At 58.0% G+C, this 18,381-nt stretch carries 13 protein-coding genes and 1 pseudogene; 7 read left to right on the top strand and 7 right to left on the bottom strand.

Annotated features, from left to right (window positions below; translation table 11 throughout):
- A pseudogene (locus ACXAHG_RS18160) lies at window positions 1-1,874 on the top strand (hypothetical protein); the annotation flags it as partial.
- Window positions 1,875-2,210: 336 nt separating this feature from the next.
- Here the strand turns inward: ACXAHG_RS18160 and ACXAHG_RS18155 are convergent.
- From ACXAHG_RS18155 to ACXAHG_RS18125, 7 genes are all read right to left on the bottom strand, one after another.
- On the bottom strand, window positions 2,211-2,900 hold the full coding sequence (locus tag ACXAHG_RS18155) for a hypothetical protein (RefSeq protein WP_475059555.1): 690 nt from the start codon (window positions 2,898-2,900) through the stop codon (window positions 2,211-2,213).
- 5 nt (window positions 2,901-2,905) lie between these two features.
- Window positions 2,906-3,913: a TRAP transporter substrate-binding protein gene (locus ACXAHG_RS18150; protein WP_475059553.1), complete on the bottom strand. Its 1,008-nt coding sequence runs from the start codon at window positions 3,911-3,913 to the stop codon at window positions 2,906-2,908.
- Between the two features lie 754 nt (window positions 3,914-4,667).
- Window positions 4,668-5,531 carry a hypothetical protein gene (locus tag ACXAHG_RS18145; RefSeq protein WP_475059551.1) on the bottom strand — a complete coding sequence of 288 codons (864 nt, stop codon included), beginning with the start codon at window positions 5,529-5,531 and terminating at the stop codon, window positions 4,668-4,670.
- 169 nt (window positions 5,532-5,700) lie between these two features.
- On the bottom strand, window positions 5,701-6,723 hold the full coding sequence (locus ACXAHG_RS18140) for a hypothetical protein (protein WP_475059549.1): 1,023 nt from the start codon (window positions 6,721-6,723) through the stop codon (window positions 5,701-5,703).
- A 1,006-nt stretch (window positions 6,724-7,729) separates the two neighbouring features.
- Complete coding sequence (locus tag ACXAHG_RS18135) at window positions 7,730-8,125, bottom strand: hypothetical protein (protein WP_475059546.1); 396 nt, start codon at window positions 8,123-8,125, stop codon at window positions 7,730-7,732.
- Window positions 8,109-9,233 (bottom strand): hypothetical protein, encoded by a 1,125-nt coding sequence (locus ACXAHG_RS18130; protein ID WP_475059544.1) that lies wholly within the window; start codon window positions 9,231-9,233, stop codon window positions 8,109-8,111. Before ACXAHG_RS18130 ends, ACXAHG_RS18135 begins: the two co-directional genes overlap by 17 nt.
- Window positions 9,234-9,549: 316 nt before the next feature.
- On the bottom strand, window positions 9,550-10,014 hold the full coding sequence (locus ACXAHG_RS18125; protein ID WP_475059542.1) for a DUF1203 domain-containing protein: 465 nt from the start codon (window positions 10,012-10,014) through the stop codon (window positions 9,550-9,552).
- Window positions 10,015-10,242: 228 nt separating this feature from the next.
- On the opposite strand from ACXAHG_RS18125, the gene ACXAHG_RS18120 reads away from it, so the two are divergent.
- The 6 genes from ACXAHG_RS18120 (at window position 10,243) to ACXAHG_RS18095 (ending at window position 18,062) form a co-directional block, all read left to right on the top strand.
- The gene (locus ACXAHG_RS18120; protein WP_475059540.1) at window positions 10,243-13,170 is read left to right on the top strand and encodes an error-prone DNA polymerase; all 2,928 of its coding nucleotides are present in this window, start codon (window positions 10,243-10,245) and stop codon (window positions 13,168-13,170) included.
- Window positions 13,171-13,274: 104 nt separating this feature from the next.
- Entirely contained in the window at window positions 13,275-13,523 is a 249-nt protein-coding gene (locus ACXAHG_RS18115; protein WP_475039813.1) for a hypothetical protein, read from the top strand.
- Window positions 13,520-13,978 (top strand): hypothetical protein, encoded by a 459-nt coding sequence (locus tag ACXAHG_RS18110; protein WP_475039812.1) that lies wholly within the window; start codon window positions 13,520-13,522, stop codon window positions 13,976-13,978. Before ACXAHG_RS18115 ends, ACXAHG_RS18110 begins: the two co-directional genes overlap by 4 nt.
- Before the next feature lie 100 nt (window positions 13,979-14,078).
- Window positions 14,079-15,596 carry a 2,3-bisphosphoglycerate-independent phosphoglycerate mutase gene (gpmI, locus tag ACXAHG_RS18105; RefSeq protein ID WP_475059538.1) on the top strand — a complete coding sequence of 506 codons (1,518 nt, stop codon included), beginning with the start codon at window positions 14,079-14,081 and terminating at the stop codon, window positions 15,594-15,596.
- Complete coding sequence (locus ACXAHG_RS18100) at window positions 15,593-16,723, top strand: murein hydrolase activator EnvC family protein (protein ID WP_475059536.1); 1,131 nt, start codon at window positions 15,593-15,595, stop codon at window positions 16,721-16,723. The genes gpmI and ACXAHG_RS18100 overlap by 4 nt, the downstream gene beginning before the upstream one ends.
- 7 nt (window positions 16,724-16,730) lie before the next feature.
- Complete coding sequence (locus tag ACXAHG_RS18095) at window positions 16,731-18,062, top strand: S41 family peptidase (protein ID WP_475059534.1); 1,332 nt, start codon at window positions 16,731-16,733, stop codon at window positions 18,060-18,062.
- Window positions 18,063-18,381 lie beyond the last annotated feature (319 nt).

Here is an 18,381-nt window from a genome sequence, read left to right as displayed (position 1 = left end):
CAGACGGTCAATTGGGCACGCTTTCCAGCAGCGATGAAAACTGGACCGTCATTCCGCTGTCCGGCGGCGGCATTGCCGTGGCCTGGCAGAACACCCATGCCGACCTTTACGTTCAGAGCTTTGATCTTGACGGCAATGCGCTCACAGCGGAGACGCTGATACCGACCGAGAACGGCACCGGCGGTGGCTATGCCTTCGGGGTCGATCTGGACCAGCTGTCGGATGGCCGCCTGATGGTCACCTGGGAAGCCGAGCAGGCTCAGGAAATCCACACCCAGACCCTGGATGCGCCGCCGACTAGCTTAGTAGGGGACGGCCCGGTGGAGCTGCTTCCTACCATTTTGGATGCCTATGACCCGTCCTCTGCAGCGCAGCAGGATGGCGGACGGACGCTAGTGTGGGCCTCCAGTGATGGTGACGGCACCGGCATCTGGGGCCAGCGCTATGATACGGTCGGCAATGAAGTCGGGCCGATCTTCCAGATCAACACAACAACAGCTGATAACCAGACCAGCCCGGAAGCGGTTACCCTGGAAGATGGAAGCGTTTTGGTGACCTGGATGTCAGGCACCAGCCGGACCAATGGACGTGGTGATATCTATGCCCAGCGGGTCAATGCAGACGGCAAACTCGGGGATGAAATTGCCGTCAACCCTAACAGCACCGCCGCTTACTCCAAAACAGCCGATATTGCTGCTCTTGAGGGCGGTGGCTATGCTATCGTCTGGTACGAATACCATGGCTCCAGCAGCAATCGTAGCGTGTACCTTCAGCAGTTTGAGGCTGATGGGACACCCGAGATTCATACTGATGCCGCCGGAAACCCGCTGACTGGCCCAGTACGAGTGCCCGATCCTGCGTATTACAACCAGACGGATCCAGAAATCCTGGCATTGAATGGCGGAGGCTACGTGGTGACTTGGACCGCAACCAAAGGGTTCTCTCAAGGCGTAGTAGTCAGTGACTCTGCTGGTGGAATATACGGTCAGATTTATGATGCCAACGGTGCGCCAATTGTCAGCGAGTTCCATGTGAACACAACCACCGCAGATGATCAGGAGCATTCGCGCATGGTTGCACTGGAAAATGGTGGCTTCATGGTTCTGTGGAAGCATGATGGCTCACCAGATCAGCTGCGTTTTCAAAAATTCTATGGCGACGGCACATCCTCGGGAGGCGAGGGAATATTGGCAACCGGCGCAGCAATGACTGACATGGGTGCAGAATGGCAGGCAATTGCACTTTCCAGTGGAGGGGTCGCAGTAGCCTGGCACAAGAGGAACGGCGATCTTTATGTGCAGTCGTTTGACGAGGCTGGCAATGCGCTGACAGACGTTGTGACTATAGAAACATCAAATGGTGCGAACTTCATTTCCGATCTTGATCAGCTATCAAGCGGCCATTTGGTTGTGACTTGGGAAGAAAGTAAAGGAATTTACTCTCAAGTCCTCCTGTCTCCGCCAACGGTCCAAGACACTGTCCTCAGCACCGGGGATGATCTATTCATGGGTAGCGCGGCAGGGGAAACCATATTGGGGCTTGAAGGCGCTGACACCATTTATGGCGGAGGCGGTGACGACAGGCTCGACGGTGGCAACGGAGATGACATCCTCACCGGCGGCAGCGGGGAGGACACATTTGTGTTCGGCGCTTCGACCGGCACAGACACAGTCAATGGCTTTGAAGCCGGTGTGGACCTGATTGAAATCAGCTCTGCCGGACTGCCGGAGGGTACTAATTTCACGGATCTTGCACTTGCAGATACCGGTAATGACCTGCAAATCAGCTTCACAGACCCATCAGTTGCGACAGTCATTATGCTAACCGGCTTGAGCAGCATGGATGTAGCAGAAACAGACATCATCTTCATCTGACAAAGCTGTAACGGCTCCAGTAAATCCCTCCCGGCACTTGCCGGGAGAGGGTGTCTTGTTTGACGGACGGATTGGGGTCGCTACATCTGGCTCGTCTTGACCAGGAAGTTAAAGGGTGCCGGTTAGCGGCCCATCTCCTCCTGCCGAGTGCTGAACGTCGGCTTGGCGTGGTCTGCGTCGTACTGCACATGCGAAGAGCTGACGGGCAACCAAGGACTGCAATGGGCTCAACGGGCCGTCAGTGCTCGTAACGGCAGATGGCAGGAGGGAGCCCAAACTTATAGAGTTGTTATGGCTTGGCCAGCGAAGCACCCAAGATTGAAGAGCATCAAGATGCTAGTCACACGCAAACTCAAACCACACTCCGTTTGGGTCGGAAAAAAATCTGTCATCGTCTTCGACCGAAAAAACACACGTAGCCATCTCTTTGAGACCCTCATTCAAGAACTCAGCATAGATTGATGCTGTTACCCTTTTGTTTTCCTTAACCAAATCAGAAAAATTGGACCACTTTAGGCTTGAGCCGCTGTCATCACAGTTTTCTGACGCGTTGTTGGAAGCTTCCACATTTAGGGGGTGATAATGCGTGTCGTGTGCGACTACTTCGCCGCTTTTTACTTCTCGCGGGAGATTGGCCTCGCCTTTCGTGTCTTTGAAGGAAAAACTCCGCTCATCGCCTGCCCAAACACCAGTCTCCTTCCACTCCAAAATAATGGTGCATCCGCCAACCTTTATGTCGACATTTTCCCATACAAGCGCATCGGACTTGTTACCCCTGTTTAGGTTCAAATATCCATTTGATTTTGCGGCCTTTACCACCACATCTCCAGAGTCAAACTTGTGTTTAACTAGAACCAACCATCTATTGTCTATGTATTTGGTCTCGGGATTGGAGAAAAAGGCAAGAAAAACGCCGCCAACAGCTAAAACCGACAGAAAAAGAGACGGGAAAGTAAACAGATCAATTTCACGCTTTAGCTTCCAACCATTTTTTTTTGCCTCAACCCCTTCATCATCTGGTGTCATCTGACTTACTTCTTGCACTTAGGTTTTGGTCGAGGTGCAGTTCCAGAGCATTCGGGGCAAAAGGCAACGGCGGCTGCTAAGATGTCGGTATCGATGAACTGACCCCATTTCCGCGAAGCGTGCTCTTGGATTTTTTGATAGTCTCTATCTGCGAGTGTCGCTATTGCTAGACCATTGGCCTCGGCAATTTCCATACTAGAACTTTTTTTCGTGCAACCTCTCTTCTTGCGGTCGCTCCCACTAAGTGCTCCGGCATCGAGCACAATCTCTCGTGTCGCCTCATCCAAAGCATACAAAACATTTCTATTCATCAAGAGAAAATTGGCGTCATAGGAATGGTTGGTTGCGGTTACAGATAACTCAGAACCAGCCAAACCGTATACCCTGTCCGGCGCAAGGGTTGTCTCAAACGTTGAAAAATCTCCTTTGCTAAGCTCTTCTGAAAATGCGCTCCAAGCGGCTCTGGACACTGAAAAATCCATACTGTCCGCCATACCTTCAAGACCGCTAGCACCCATAACCCTGACGGTTGCACCAGCTAGGTCTTCCATTCGTTGAATTGGTTTTTCCGAGTAGAGTTGTGCGGCGTTTGCTGACCAGAAGGTAAGCGGAACCAGACCGTTGTCCAAAATAGGCTGCATAATTATAGAGCTTGACGAATCCATCATGAATTCGTGCACTGTATCGGGATCATTAAATAAGAAGGGGGCTTGAAATATTTTCATACCCCGACTGATCTTGGCCAGACGGTTTGCCGGAACAATTGAAATATCCAGCTGTCCCTGCTGTAGGGCAGCCAAGGCATGCGTCGATGAATACAGTGTCGATGCCGGAAAAAGTTGAACGCAAGTTGCTCCTCCTGTTCTTTCTTCTACGACACTCTTAAACATTTCTGCGCTTGCAATATCATCGGGATCATTTGTCGGTATGTTCAAATTTAAGTTGTTTTGGCAAGCCGCCGCCGAAAGTGAGCTGGCAAAAATCATGTAGAGAGAGCATGCGAAAATATTCATTTAATCCTCCTGCGCAGCACTAGACAACGCGGTAATTGCGAGCCTCCTCAAGTGTCTTACGTCACCGGAAGGCAACCTAAGTTTAGGTAGATCAGCGTTTCGGTCAAGGCAATTAACCTCAATGTCTCCTAGGTTTCCAGTTGGCTAAAGCACTAAGAATGCTCAAGAGCATTGCGCTTTAAAAATGGCTTAACTTCTTTACCCACCCTCCCTTGCTTGAACACGCTCACAAGATGGTCTTCTATACGTCTGCCTGGATAGAACGCAAAGACGGCGCATGGCTGCAAACATCCAACGGCCTTAGGCCTCATGCGCCAACGACAGTCGCGCAGATGTGGAAGCCGTAGCGTGGGGAGAACCGAACGGGTTTTCGGTAGAGGGGAAATTCTACCTCTAGTCGGCTATCGGAGGCGCGTCAGCGGCGGGCGCCTGGAACTCCCTCAGACCTTCTAAAATCGCCGCCGCTGGCGCTTCATCTGACGCGACGATAGCATCGATCAGACGTTGCGACTGTACTACCCAGCCCACGCAACCGGTCTTGCAATCCAGACGTGCCAACGCGGGTGCACTCGTAGCCCTGGTAAGGCTGAAGCCCTATTCTTTACAAAGGCATTACCAATCTTTTGTTCATATCGATATCTCTCCAACAAGCCTTCTACTTGGGAGTTGACGCCTCGAAAAACTCAGTGCGGCTCAGGGTCAGATCGCAATGAGTTGGAATGCTTCACTTGGCCGATTTAGATGCTAAGGCAATTTAATCAACGTATATTGCATCCTCTCCAGGAGGGGAAAAGATGGGTATTAAATTCAATTCCAGAAGGACGGATCTTGATAAAATTGACAAGATGGAGAGAGCAAGTAGGGATATGCCAATGGAGCGAATTGGGGTTTTGTCGATGGGTAATATGTATGTTGCAATCGAGTGAAGGTGATTTAGGCGATTTGCAAGTTTTGCTGTTAGGGATCCTAAGAATGCCCCCCAAACCATAGCTGAGTAGATCAGCGATGAGAACCAAGTGGCTACTACAGGTAGCCAGTATGCCGATGTTACGTCAAATAAAAAGCTGGTCGCGTGTGTGTGCCCGAAAATAAGTCCTATAGGAAGCAAGGCGCTTGCCTTTATCAGAGAAGGCAAGGCATTGAGGTAAGTGTGAAACCCAACGAGTAACAGTGGTAGAGTTGCGAGAAGTGTTGCAACAAAATAGTCAACAACTAGAATTCCGAAAATACAAACTGAACTTTTGAGTTGTGAGGCTAGTTTCATCGCCATACGCGTCCAAACTTGGGAGCAGTATCCGCACGCAATTATTATGGGTAGATGGGTTGACAGTAGATGCATATGGAACCTGCTGCCGGTCAACCACGCTACAGCCCAAGCGGAAAAAAAAGTTGTTAGTGCAGCGGATGCCATCAGTGACCTGAGCGAGATTAATTTAGAGCCAAAAATTTTGTTGAAAATTCCAAGGGAGATCTGTACCGCGAAGTTGTTTTTTGGGGCGCGGATATTTAAGAGCCAATCCTTCACATCGTCTCTAAAGGTTTCGGAGAAAAAATCATCTCCCTTCCACAGCGGGAACAAAACAATCGCTAAGGCTGATCCAATGCCTAGCTTGGTCAATAGTTCTTCAAAGGGCATCTCGACAACTCGATAGTCACGGAGCTAAAGGAAATGCAGACTAAAACGGGTATCTCGTCTGCACATTTTTGCAGGAAATCCTTGTTGCTTCCTGCAGTTAGGCTGTTGACCGCATGATATTCTGACAACCGAACTCAACCTATAATGGATCTCAAGAACTGGAAGTGGAGAGTGTTCTAAGTATTTTTCTGAATGTGTGCCACAAGAGGAGGATGCTGAACCCAATAAAGGTCAAAGCCGCAATGGTCAAAAGCATATCTTTCCATTTTACTTCGCTTTCAAGGAATTGTGTAACTTTGGGGGGGAGTATTTTGGAGAGCTTAGTTGCATTCGAGGTGGATTTTTCGTCAACCTCACTCATCTCAAATTGAAGTTCTTCGAGCCTCTGGTTTGCAAGGGTAGCAAATGAAACGACCTCTTTATTTGCGATTTCCAACTTTTCTTGTATTTCACCTTTGCTGGACACCACAAGGCTTTCCAATCCCTCCAACTCTGCTTGTATTGATTGGAGGTTGGCACGCGCAGCGTGTATTTCCTGCGCAAAAGAGTGATCTTGATCGCCTACCTTTTCCCGTACCGCCCTTAAGATCTCTTGAATTCTCAATGTGGCTAAGTTGGCTTCGTTCGTTGCGCTTCGCAGGGATTCTTCAAGAAGGTCTGCAAACTCTTTTTCCTGCGTCTTAATGGTGTTATCGAATCTCTCCAATTGTTGCGTGATTTCTTCGCGGCCATTTTTGACATCGATGGAGGTCAACAAAGATCCTCCGAATGTCACGACTGCAGCGATTATTGTAATTAAAAACATGGCCCGAAGCGGCCAGCTATCGATAAATTGCTCATGAAAGGTGCTCCGAACAATACGATCAAGCTGTTGCCCGCTTACCTGATCAGTGTTGAGTTTTAGGCGCATTTGAGCGATGTCAATTAGGTCTGATACCTGAGAAGTAATCTTGATTAGCCAAGGAGAGTCCTCGCTGAATGAAACTTGTGGGCCCTCTTTGTTTACCTCATCTCTAATGTCACTTAGTCGTAGCAAAAGCTTGGATTCGCTTGGCAAGGTGAGACGTAAAATGTCTTCTACCTCATCAATCCAAATGTCGAGATTTTTCCCGCGAGGATACCTGACTGTGTCAAGCGTGTACGAGATTTCCATTGCTCTTAGTAGATCAACCATTTCTGAACTCAGACTCCTAACACACATCGAGTCTCATTAAAGTACACTGTGTTCGTTCAACTCGAGATCAGATTAAAGTTTTCTGGCGAGCCAACCTCGGTCGACACAACCAAGACTACCACAAAATGTAACCTTAAAATAGTGCAGCTTTATTGACTTTTCACGGGGGAGGAATTTGACGACCCGTAATCAGATTGCGGAATGCTTCAGGCAAACTGCTTGTGTGAAGTTGACCTCAGTCTGCTTGTCTCTCGCGCGTCAAATGGGTTCGAAACAGAGTTTTCACTCTAAACGACCGAGCGAGTAGGGTTCATGCACCAAAGGATCCTTGACTTTTGATGTAGTTCAAACTGTGAAAATGGTAGTATCGGTGCGGCAAGGATAAGGGTGAAGATCGCAGCCTTGAGTTGCATGGTCGAAAGCCATCCAGAAAAGGAGCGCAACCCCTGGGGACACTTAAACCCCTAACTGGTTAATTCACGGGTTGCAACTCCATGTTACCATGAAGTTTATTCTAGGTAGCTCTGATGAAGAACTGATCAACTCGGGGCGGCTGACTTCAGCAAAGGAGACCTGCGGGCGCTTGCGGCGTGCGCCCGCAGGGATCATCGCCTAGATGATAAGGGGAGCGGGGTTTTTCTCACTCCCTTAATAGGTGAGTTTAATTGAGGTAGTGGTTATGCACCGTCAATAATCCACAAAAGGAGGGCTTTGGATCCTTCCGAAGAGCGGACATTCAATGACAACCTTTTCTTTCACAACAGGGCGGGCTTTGTAGCCGCTACCCAAGGTCCGCATAGGGCTCTAGAGGGCCGTCGGTGCTCACCGCAACGGGCGGCCGGATCGAGCCCAGTTTGACCGATGCTGCGCGCTGCACTGAGGTCTGCAATGCACCGAAAGCCCCATTTGGCGCTGTCCAAAAGGTAACCAGAATTACATTTGAATGACCCCGGTTACAAAGGTGCGGGTGAGCGCGCCATCGCCCGGAAACGACGAAGAAACGAAGTCACTCGGGATTAGTTAGTTTCTCCAAGATATCGTCGACCCATATCTGGACCTTATCCGCAGGGTAGTTCATGCCTGCCTGCCTTAAACGCAGGACAACCTTCTCGGCAATGGCAAGCTTCGCGTTGTGATCGAGAGCCAAGTTCGATACCTTGTCGGCGAACGTCACCATGCTCCAAACTGCCTTCGCGGTCACGAGAATTGCAACTAGAGATGAGTATAAGTCGTACCCGGAATAGGGGGCTACATCCGGCATATGTGAGGAATTATCGGCAACATAGGCCCGAAGGTCGCCATCAGCCTCGACGGCCCGGACGGCATCGTCAAGGACCGGTTGGGGTATCCATTCGTCGAGTTCTGCATCGACGGCCCGTAATATGTCACGATATGTCGTCATCTTCCTTCACCTCCTTAAGCCTCGACTGGATATACGCATCCAAGCGTATTTGCTTCACCGTGTAGAACGTCCCGACCATCATAAGAAGCAATAATCCAGTTCCGACGAGCCAACTTAGCGCCGCTGTTTGTTCTGGGGACGGCGCGCTGCTCCAAAACAGTATAAGAGACAGGGAAACTACCGCCAGAAGGAAATGGAAGGGCAAGCGCAGCGGCCAAGCTATCCTGTCGGGATCAATTGTTGTCTTTCCGTCCCGCCAATCCTGGATCGTCCTGACGAGATGATCCATAGCTTTTCGCCTCTCAATGGCGAGGTGCCGGTCCATCCGCCTCATTCTCGCGTTGCTTTCAAGAAAGGCGTCCCAGCGACGGATTTTCATTTGACCAATCCGAATGGCCTGCTCCGGATCTTCCCGGCATATCCAGCGCAAGGCCAGTCGGTCTGCAACCTGTTCGGAGGTCGTATTTCGGTAGACCCGCGTTGCATGGTACATGACAAAAAACGCGAGAACAGCGACAGGTGCCAAGAGGAACGAAGACACATCTTGGTGCAAGAAGACAACTAGAAGCCCCAGCGTTATTGGAACAAAAAGAAGCTCCGCGCGCTGCGCAACCCAGTATTCGGCGCCCAAAAAGGACGAGTGGGCAAGCTCATGATAGATCATGAATTTTTGTGCAGCAGGAAGAGTTTCAAAATCAACATCGGCATTTACCGTCTCTACATAAACATTCGATAGAGTGCTTATGTAACAATAGTGATTCATATCCACCGACCCCACCTTTTTAATTAGAAATAAGCTCCCGTTTCCATTGAAAGGAACGCTATATTGGGTGAATCCAAATTTATTGATGAGGTCGCCCCGAGAATAAGGCTTGATCTTTAGCCAAGGAGTGGGAGCACTTTCACGCATTCGCTGTGCAAGCACTTCCAGTGAGCCGACCGCACTAGATAGGTGAACGACCCGGAAAATCGTCGGCAATACCAAGAATATCATCACAAGCGCTAGGGCATAGAAAGCCACCTGATCAGACATAATAGCCAGCGCCAAAAAGGCCCACCTCGTATGGGCTGCGGAAGGCTCCAACAAAAACCCAAAAAGTTGCTTCACCAAGCTTAACCTCTGCGCTAGCCTTTCGTAGTGTCCATTCTTAACAATTAACCGCCCTATTTGTCAGTATCCACCTGTTCTGCACTCGTGGTGGAGCCAGTCCGCTTTGACCTGGGACCGATCATTGCTCGCCCCTCCGAACGGCAGCTCCGTCAGGCTCGGCTGACCTTCCCTGATAGAGCTTTCAATGGCCGCTTAGCACCGTTCGCGGACCAAAGCACACGCGAAGGTAGGCCTGGTGGTCAATGACTGCTGTGGGCTCAGTGCTGCCATTGGCTGACGGAGTGAGACGCCGCCGCCGCCCTCCGCTCTTTGGTCACCCCCGGTCAATCCGCGCCTGATAGCAGTTGTTGCGCGACGACCGTATATGGACGTAGGCAACCCGCTCATCCTCCAGGATCTTTCCGGCCTGCGCCATCATTTCCGGCTGCGGGATCACAATGCCGGTGCCATAGACGATGCGGTCCTCCGCGCAGTAGCCCTTGATCAGGTAGTCGGGCGAGCCGGTCAGCATCTCCGGCAATTCCCTCCCTTCATGCCGATCGCAATGGCTGGCGCACAGGAAGACCGGCCCGGTCTCGGCATAGGGCTGTGCCTCGGGGAAGGGGCGGTGGGCGAGGATCAGCATCTCTGCGCCTTCGGGGATGTATTTCAGGCAATGGCGGCAGGGGTTGCCGCCGCCGTCCGAGACGGCGCGCTCCGGGGGGCGGCCATAGGCGTCGGTGCCGCCGTCTTGCAGGGCGCGGACAACATCGGTGGGCAGGGCTGTGATCTTGGTCATGCTGAAACTCCTTTGCTGTCAGCACCCTGCCGGTCTGCGCGGCGGTAATCGACCCGGATCTTGCGCATCCCGCATTGGAGCGGGGGGCTCCCGCCCGCCGTGCAGGCATTGAAAATGCCTTTCGGCGGTTGGGCGTGGCGCCGCGCAGGCGCGCGGCGCGGGCGGCGTTTGCCGCAGGCCGTCCAGCAGGACTCCACATGAGAACAAAACGGGAATATCATGCGGGGCATGTTTGCCGAATTCGCCTGCCTTTCGAACTTTACCTTCCTCACCGGGGCCTCCCATCCGGAGGAATATGCGGCGCGCGCGCTGGAGCTGGGGCTTGGCGCTTTTGCCATCGCGGACGAAAACTCGGTCGCGGGCATCGTGCGTGCCCATGCCGAATGCCGCGATATCGCGCGGCGGGTGCGGGAGCGGCAGGCCTGGGACCGCACACACACCCCCATCGGCCCGCCGCGCCCCGCAGATATTCCGCAACCCGCCTCCTTCCCGGTTTATGAAACCGTGCGGCTGATCCCGGCCGCAAAGCTGATCTTCACCGATGCGCCGCAGGTGATCGTGCTGCCCGTCAACCGCACCGGCTGGGGCAGCCTGACCCGGCTGCTCTCAACCGGGCGGCTGAGGGCGGAAAAGGGCAGCTGCACCTTGCATCTCTCCGACCTCCTGGAGTTTGCGGAAGGTCTCCACCTGCTGCTGCTGCCGCAGGCGCAGCATTTGCCCGGCGGCGCGGATGGATGGGGGCCGCATATGGACGCGCTGACGCGCCGCTTTGGCGCCCGCATGCACCTGTTGATGGCCCCCGCCTATGACGGCGGCGACCGGCTGCGCTTTGCGCAGCTGGCAGAGCTTGCCACCTATCTGAACCTGCCACCGCTGGCCAGCGCCGCGCCCAGGATGCACCACGGCAGCCGCCGCCGTCTGGGCGATGTGCTGAGTGCCATCCGCCTGCGCTGCAAGGTGGAGGAGCTGGGCCGCGCCGCCATGGCCAACGCGGAGCAGCGCCTGCGCTCAGGGGCCGAAATGCACCGCCTGTTCCGCGGCCACGAGGCGGCGGTGGCCAATGCCGCCCGTCTGGCGGAGCAGCTGACCTTCTCTCTGGATGAACTGCGCTATGACTACCCGGACGAGGGGCGCGAGAGCGAAACCCCGCCGCAGCGGCTGCGGCGGCTGGCCGAGGAGGGCCTCAGCTGGCGCTACCCGGGCGGCGCGCCGGATAAGGTGCGCCAGCTGCTGGAGCATGAGCTGGCCCTGATCGCCAAGCTGAAATACGACCCCTATTTCCTCACCGTGCGCGACATCGTCGCCTTTGCCCGCTCCCGCGGGATCCTCTGCCAGGGCCGCGGCTCGGCGGCAAACTCGGTGGTCTGCTACTGCCTGGGCGTGACCTCCGTCAGCCCGGAACTGGGCACCATGGTGTTCGAACGTTTCGTCAGTGAAGCCCGCGACGAGCCGCCCGATATCGATGTCGATTTTGAACACGAGCGGCGCGAGGAGGTGATCCAGTGGATCTATGAACGCTACGGCCGCCACCGCGCGGGCCTCTGTGCCACGGTGATCCACTACCGCGGCAAGCGCGCCATCCGCGAGGTGGGCCGCGCCATGGGGCTGACAGAGGACACGATCTCGGCCATGTCCTCGCAGCTCTGGGGCTTCTTCAGCAGCAAGGGGGTGGAGGCGGAGCGGATGCGCGAGATCGGGCTGGACCCGGACAGCCGCCGCCTGCAGCTGACCCTGCAGCTGGTGGAGCAGATCATCGGCTTCCCGCGCCACCTCAGCCAGCATGTGGGCGGCTTCATCATCACCCAAGGGCGGCTCGATGAGCTGGTGCCCATTGAAAACGCCACCATGGAGGGGCGCACGGTGATCTGCTGGGACAAGGATGACATCGACACGCTGGGCATCCTCAAGGTCGATGTGCTGTCTCTGGGGATGCTCACCTGCATCCGCAAGGCGTTTGATCTGATGCAGCAGCACCACCAGCTGGACTACAGCCTGGCCACCCTGCCGCCGGAGGACCCGGCAGTCTACAACATGCTGTGCCGGGCCGACAGTGTGGGTGTGTTTCAGGTCGAAAGCCGGGCGCAGATGAACTTCTTGCCCCGGATGCGGCCGCGCAATTTCTATGACCTGGTGATCGAGGTCGCCATCGTCCGCCCCGGCCCGATCCAGGGCGACATGGTGCATCCCTATATCCGCCGCCGCAATGGCGAGGAGCCGGTGCATTTCCCCTCCGACGCGCTGGGCGAGGTGCTGGGCAAGACCCTTGGCGTGCCGCTGTTTCAGGAGCAGGCGATGCAGATCGCCATCGTCGGAGCGGGCTTCACGCCGGAGCAGGCCGACCGGCTGCGCCGGTCGCTCGCGACCTTCAAGAAACACGGCAACGTCAGCGAATTCCGCAGCCTGTTCCTGCGCGGCATGGCGAAGAACGGCTATGACGCGGAGTTCTCCGAACGCTGCTTTTCCCAGATCGAGGGCTTCGGCTCCTACGGCTTCCCCGAAAGCCATGCCGCCAGTTTCGCGCTGCTGGTCTATGCCTCGGCCTGGATCAAATGCCACCACCCGGGGATCTTTGCCTGCGCGCTCTTGAATGCGCAGCCGATGGGGTTCTACGCGCCTGCCCAGATCGTGCGTGATGCCCGCGAGCACGGGGTGGAGGTGCGCCCGGTCTGCATCAACAACTCCTACTGGGACAACGTGATGGAGCCGGACGGCCACGGCGGCCTGGCGCTGCGGCTGGGGTTCCGGCAGGTGAAGGGCCTGCGGGATGAGGACGCCGTCTGGCTGACTGCCGCCCGCGGCAACGGCTATCACGAGGTGGAGGACGTCTGGCGCAAGGCCGGCATCGCGCCGCCGGTGATCGAGCGGCTGGCCGAAGCCGATGCCTTTGCCGTCCTTGGCCTCAACCGGCGCGAGGCCTTGTGGGCCGCCAAGGCAATCACCGCCCGCAAACCGCTGCCGCTGTTTGCCCGCGAGCTGGACGGTGAGGCGATCCATGAGCCGGAGGCGGACCTGCCGCAGATGGGGCTGGGCGAGGAGGTGGTGGAGGATTACGTCGCCATGCGCCTGTCCCTGCGGGCGCATCCGGTGGCGCTGATCCGGCATCTGCTGACGCCGCAGAACATGGGCGGCGGCGTGCAGGGCGGGCCGGGGAATTGAGTATTTGGGGAAAGATGAAAGGGGCAGGGCGTGGCCATTTTTACCTTGGTACCTTGATACCAAAGTTGAAGCACTTTATATCAACCCTCTGAAAGGAGGGCGTGATGAAACCTGTGACCCGTGTTCAAACCGGCCTGCGCCTGGAGGTGCGGCTGCTGAAGACCATGAAAGCGCTGGCGGAGTACCTGGATATCCCGGTAGCGGAGCTGGTCGAGGGCATGGCGCTGCACGCCTTTGAGGGCAAGGCGCCGTTCTCGGAAGAAACCCTGAGCAAGATCGAAGCGCTGCGGGCGGTTTACGGGCTGGACCTGACCGCTGCCGACAGTCACAGCCTGACGGAGGATCCGCAATGAGCGAACGCACAGACTATGCCGTGATGGCCGCGGAACTGGCTGCGGGCACGCTGCAGCCGCAGGGCTTCAGCCACCGGGCGCATCTGGGGGTGGCCTATGAAATCCTCTGCCGCCACGAAGTGTTCGAGGGCATGGCCATCTATGCCCGCGGCCTGCGCCGGCTGACAGAGGCTGCCGGGGTGCCGGAGAAATTCAATGCCACGGTGACGCTGGCTTTCCTGAGCCTGGCGGCGGAGCGGATGGCAACGGGGGACTATACGGACACGGATGCCTTTCTGGATGGCAATGCCGATCTGCTGCAACCCGGAATTCTGGGGCGGTACTATCCGGCTGAGGCACTTGGCAGTGATCTGGCACGGCGGGTACCTGTGCTGATGCCCAGGCCGCCGGGGCGCCGGCCCGAAACTGAGTATTTGGGGAAAGATGAAGGAGCGTTGCCGGGTGCGCGCGCCTGATAACGCCAACTGTGGCAGGAATGCTGGTTCACCCCGGCGCGGCAAGGCGCTAGAAGGCTTGCGAACCTTGCCCAACCTGCCCAGCCCCGGAGCCCGACCCATGACCGCACCCAAACCCGTTGTCCTGTGCATTCTCGATGGCTGGGGCAGCGGCGAGCCGGGCGCCGCAAATGCGCCGTATCTGGCGCAGACGCCCACCCTGGATCAGATCGCAAAGACCTGCCCGATGGCCAAGCTGATCACCCATGGCCCGGATGTGGGCCTGCCGACCGGGCAGATGGGCAACTCTGAGGTGGGCCACACCAATATCGGCGCGGGCCGGGTGGTGGCGATGGACCTGGGGCAGATCGACCTGGCGATTGAGGACGGCAGCTTCTTTGAAAACGCGGCGCTGCAGGACTTCATTGCCCGCCTCAAGGAAACCGGCGGCGCAGCGCATCTCATGGGGCTGGTCTCGGATGGCGGTGTGCATGGCCATATCAGCCACATCCTGGCGGCGGTCAGGGCGATCACGGATGTCGGCGTGCCGGTCTGGCTGCATGCGATCACCGACGGTCGCGACGTGGCGCCGAAATCGGCCTTCCGCCACTTCCGCAGGCTGCAGGAAAAACTGCCCGAAGCCGCGCGCATCGCCACCGTCACCGGGCGCTATTTCGCGATGGACCGCGACAACCGCTGGGAGCGGGTCAGCGAGGCCTATGATGCGATGATCCATGCCAAGGGGCGTCCCGGCCAGACAGCCCATGGTGCGGTGGACCATGCCTATAACCAGTCTGAGACGGATGAGTTCATCGCCGCCACCGTGCTGGCGGGATATGAGGGCGTGCAGGATGGCGACGGTTTCTTCTGCCTCAATTTCCGCGCCGACCGTGCCCGCGAGATCCTGCGCGCCATCGGCGAGCCGGGCTTTGCAGAGTTCGATACCGGCGCACGCCCCCGGCTGGCGGGGCTTTTGGGCATGGTGGAATATTCCGGCAGCCACACGGAATACATGACCACTTGCTACCCCAAGGCCGAAATCGTCAATACGCTGGGCGCCTGGGTCGCCAAGCAGGGCAAGCGCCAGTTCCGCCTGGCCGAGACCGAGAAATACCCGCATGTGACCTTCTTCCTCAACGGCGGCAAGGAGGAGCCGGAGGAGGGCGAGGACCGCTACATGCCGAAGTCGCCCAATGTGGCGACCTATGATCTGCAGCCGGAGATGTCGGCGCCGGAGGTGACGGCGAAATTCGTCGAGGCGATTGAAGCGGGCTATGACCTGATTGTCACCAACTATGCCAACCCCGATATGGTCGGCCACACCGGCGATCTGCAGGCTGCGATCCGCGCCTGCGAGGCGGTGGACCAGGGGCTGGCCCAGGTGGTTCAGGCGCTGGAGAAGGCGGGCGGCGCGATGATCGTCACAGCCGACCACGGCAATTGCGAGGTGATGGTTGATCCGGAAACCGGCGGCGCCCACACGGCGCATACGCTCAACCTGGTGCCTGTGGCGCTGGTCGGCGGGCCGCAGGACGCGCAACTGCGGGACGGGCGGCTGGCCGATCTGGCGCCGACAATTCTGGAACTGATGGGTTTGGAAAAACCGGCTGAGATGACCGGGGAGAGCCTGTTGTCATGATCCGGTGCGCGGGCCTGATCCTGCTGGCGCTGCTGGCCGCGCCGCTGCAGGCGGCAGATCCGGCGGGGGCCGCGCGCGAGGCGGCCGCGCAGCTGGAGATGGCCTCTGTCAAGCTGCAGGAGGCCGGCAGCTCCCGCGACCGGGTGAAGGCGCTGACCGCCACCGTGCAGGCCTTTGAGGCAGGGCTGGCGGCGATGCGTGACGGCTTGCGCCGGGTGGCGCGGCGCGAAACGCAGCTGAGTGCGCAATTGGCGGCCCGGCAGGAGGAAGTCTCGGGCCTGCTGGGCATCATCCAGACCATTGAAACCTCGCCGCCGCCGGTTCTGATGGTGCATCCCTCCGGGCCTTTGGGCGCGGCGCGCTCGGCCATGATGCTGGCGGAGGTGACGCCGGCGCTGCAGGCCCGGGCGCAGACGCTGAAGGCGGATCTGGAAGAGGTGCAGTCCCTGCGGATGCTGCAGCAGAACGCGGCCCGGACGCTGGAAGAGGGGCTGGCCGGGGTGCAGGCCGCGCGGGTGCAGCTGTCCACCGCCATTGCCGACCGCACCACCCTGCCGAAACGCTTTACTGCCGATCCGGTGCGCACCGCGATCCTGATCTCCTCGACCGAGACACTGTCGGGTTTTGCCGATGGGCTGGCGGAGATTGCCGGCGGCGAGATTGCCGAGACCAGCGCCGACATCAGCGATCTGCGCGGCAGCCTGCCGCTGCCGGTCGAGGGGCTGGTGCTGCGCGGCTATGGCGAGCGCGATGCCGCAGGCATTGCCCGCCCCGGCCTGCTGATCGCCGCCCGTCCCCGGGCCTTGGTCACCGCGCCCGCTGCCGCCACCATCCGCTACCGCGGGCCGCTTTTGGATCTGGGCAATGTGGTGATTCTGGAGCCGCAGCCGGAAACCCTGTTTGTGCTGTCGGGCCTGGCCGAGGTGTTCGGCGAGGCGGGGCAGGTGATCCCCGAGGGTACCCCCGTTGGCCTGATGAGCGGAGAAAATCCGGAACCGGACGCAATTCTGTCACTTAGCGGTGAAGGGGGTGGAACTGACCGGACAGAAACGCTCTATATAGAAGTGAGAATGGACAACAGCCCGGTGGACCCGGAAACATGGTTCCGCACTGGAAAAGGTGGATGAAGGCTTGATGAAAAAATTTGCGATGGCCGCCCTGGGCGGCACGCTGGCAGGGATCGTTGCAACAACCTATGTGGCAGGCCCCTTGCTGGCCCAGGAAGGCACGCGCGAGGCAAACGTCTATGAGCAGCTGGACCTGTTCGGCGATATCTTCGAGCGCATCCGCGCGCAATATGTCGAGGAGGTCGACGAGAAGGAGCTGATCGAGGCGGCCATCGGCGGCATGCTGACTTCGCTGGACCCGCATTCCAGCTATCTGTCGCCCGATGACGCCAGCCGGATGCGGGTGCAGACCCGCGGCGAGTTCGGCGGCCTGGGGATCGAGGTCACCCAGGAAGAAGGTTTTGTCAAAGTTGTCTCCCCCATCGACGGCACCCCGGCGGATGAGGCCGGCATGGAAGCCGGCGATTTCATCACCCATGTGGACGGCGAAAGCGTGCTGGGCTTGTCGCTGGACGAGGCAGTCAACCTCATGCGCGGGCCGGTGGGCTCGGAAATCGTGATCACCGTGGTGCGCGAGGGCGAGGATGAGCCGTTTGACGTGTCGATCATCCGCGACACCATCAAGCTGACCGCGGTGCGCGGCCGCACCGAGGGCGACACCGTGGTGATGCGGATCACCACCTTCAACGACCAGACTACGCCGAACCTGGAATCCGGTCTGAAGAAACAGATCGAGGAAGCCGGCGGCATGGACAACGTCAACGGCATCGTGCTGGACCTGCGTAACAATCCGGGCGGGCTTTTGACCCAGGCGATCAAGGTGGCCGACAGCTTCCTGGAGTCGGGGGAGATCGTCTCGACCCGCGGCCGCAACCCGGAAGACGGCGAACGTTTCAATGCCACCCCGGGCGATCTGGCCGACGGCAAGCCGATTGTGGTGCTGATCAACGGCGGCTCGGCTTCGGCCTCCGAGATTGTGGCCGGTGCGCTGCAGGACCACCGCCGCGCCATCGTGGTGGGCACCAAGTCGTTCGGCAAGGGTTCGGTCCAGACTGTGATGCCGCTGAAGGGCGAGGGCGCCATGCGCCTGACCACCGCGCGCTATTACACGCCGTCGGGCCGGTCGATCCAGGCGCTGGGCGTCAGCCCCGACATCGTGGTGGAACAGCCCCGCCGCACCGCTGCAGCTGAGGAGGAGGAAGGCTCCACCCGCCGGTCGCGCTCCGAAGCCGACCTGCGCGGCAGCCTGAACAACGATTCGCTGAGCGAGGACGAGATCCGCCAGATCGAAGCCGACCGCGAGAAGGCCGAGAAAGCCGCCGAGCTGCGCGAGCAGGATTACCAGCTGGCCTATGCCATCGACATCCTGAAGGGCCTGGTGGCGCTGGGGCCGAAATAAGCGCAAGACTGGTTGCAGCATGTAAAGGGGCCGTCCGCTGGGGCGGCCTTTTTTGTCTGCGGTCTGCAGGCCGGGGCAGAGCGGAGGCGGTGCTGAAAGGGGGCGTTGCCCCCTCAGGCCCTGCGGCCTTCACCCCCAGAGTATTTTGGACCAGAAAGAAGCAGCGGCGGCAGGGCTTGGTGCGGGCAGCACCATGAGCCGCCGGGGGCGCCGGGCCCGGGCGGTTAGCTGTTGGCTGCTGCTGTCTATGCCGCGCGGTTCCCGTGAAGGGTGGCAGCGCTGCCGGGTGGAGGTGGACAGACCCCGCCGGGGGCCTGCT

The organism is Leisingera sp. ABD4_442, assembly GCF_056160905.1.
This window is presented reverse-complemented; position numbering and strand designations above follow the sequence as displayed.

Bases quoted from the DNA above. Each gene is read 5' to 3' on its own strand.
- ACXAHG_RS18155 (WP_475059555.1), bottom strand. From the start codon at position 2,900: ATGACACCAGATGATGAAGGGGTTGAGGCAAAAAAAAATGGTTGGAAG.
- ACXAHG_RS18150 (WP_475059553.1), bottom strand. From the start codon at position 3,913: ATGAATATTTTCGCATGCTCTCTCTACATGATTTTTGCCAGCTCACTT.
- ACXAHG_RS18140 (WP_475059549.1), bottom strand. From the start codon at position 6,723: ATGGTTGATCTACTAAGAGCAATGGAAATCTCGTACACGCTTGACACA.
- ACXAHG_RS18135 (WP_475059546.1), bottom strand. From the start codon at position 8,125: ATGACGACATATCGTGACATATTACGGGCCGTCGATGCAGAACTCGAC.
- ACXAHG_RS18125 (WP_475059542.1), bottom strand. From the start codon at position 10,014: ATGACCAAGATCACAGCCCTGCCCACCGATGTTGTCCGCGCCCTGCAA.
- ACXAHG_RS18120 (WP_475059540.1), top strand. From the start codon at position 10,243: ATGTTTGCCGAATTCGCCTGCCTTTCGAACTTTACCTTCCTCACCGGG.
- ACXAHG_RS18115 (WP_475039813.1), top strand. From the start codon at position 13,275: ATGAAACCTGTGACCCGTGTTCAAACCGGCCTGCGCCTGGAGGTGCGG.
- ACXAHG_RS18110 (WP_475039812.1), top strand. From the start codon at position 13,520: ATGAGCGAACGCACAGACTATGCCGTGATGGCCGCGGAACTGGCTGCG.
- gpmI (WP_475059538.1), top strand. From the start codon at position 14,079: ATGACCGCACCCAAACCCGTTGTCCTGTGCATTCTCGATGGCTGGGGC.
- ACXAHG_RS18100 (WP_475059536.1), top strand. From the start codon at position 15,593: ATGATCCGGTGCGCGGGCCTGATCCTGCTGGCGCTGCTGGCCGCGCCG.
- ACXAHG_RS18095 (WP_475059534.1), top strand. From the start codon at position 16,731: ATGAAAAAATTTGCGATGGCCGCCCTGGGCGGCACGCTGGCAGGGATC.